Origin of the sequence: Mesorhizobium sp. M0184, from assembly GCF_040322215.1 — a bacterium.
Taxonomy (GTDB): domain Bacteria; phylum Pseudomonadota; class Alphaproteobacteria; order Rhizobiales; family Rhizobiaceae; genus Mesorhizobium.
In genome coordinates this window covers 1-658 of the sequence record NZ_JAMYSZ010000112.1, presented here as the reverse complement: position 1 = coordinate 658, position 658 = coordinate 1, and the positions used below count along the sequence as shown (strand labels likewise).

Below are 658 nucleotides of genomic sequence, written 5' to 3'. Positions count from 1 at the left end.
GCGCCAGCGCCAGCGAGGCATGCTCGTGCGCCAGCAGCTCGGAAAGCCGCGCATGCGTGGTCCGCACGCTCGCCGCGACCCCGGTCCCGTCGAGGTCAAGCCGCACAGGCAGGGTGTTGATGAACAGGCCCAGCGCCCGGTCGGCCCCGGCACCGGCATGCATGCGGCCGAACAGCACCGTGCCGAACACCACCTGCTCTCGGCCGCTGCTGCGCGCCATCACCTGACCCCAGGCCAGATGGCAAAGGCTGGCCAGGCTCACCCCCAGCCGCCGCGCCTGTTGCCGCAGCCGATCGTTGAGCGCCTGCGGCAGCATCCGCCGCGCCTCGCCGACCCCGCTGCCGTCGCCGCGCACCTCGCTCAGCCCGAACGGCATGGTCGGCTCGTCGATGTCGGCCAACTGTTCCTGGAAGAACTCTTCATGCGCCTTGGCATCAACCCCCAGCCGCGCCTGCGCCACCAGCTTGCGGAACGGCTGCGGCGCTGCCAGCTCATGGGCGCGTCCTTCCAGCACGACCCGCACCTCGGCATGCATCACCTCCAGCGTCGTGTGATCGCCGATCAGATGGTGCTGCAGCTCCAGCAGCAGCCAGCGCCCGCTGCCGGGCTCGCGCGCGATCACAAACCGCAACAGCGGCGCCCGGCCAAGGTCGATGCG

Annotated in this window: 1 protein-coding gene; it reads right to left on the bottom strand. The window is 71.1% G+C overall.

Going from position 1 to position 658, the window contains the following annotated elements:
- Window positions 1-658: condensation domain-containing protein (locus tag NKJ23_RS34540; protein WP_352685200.1), on the bottom strand; the 658-nt coding region annotated here is incomplete at both ends.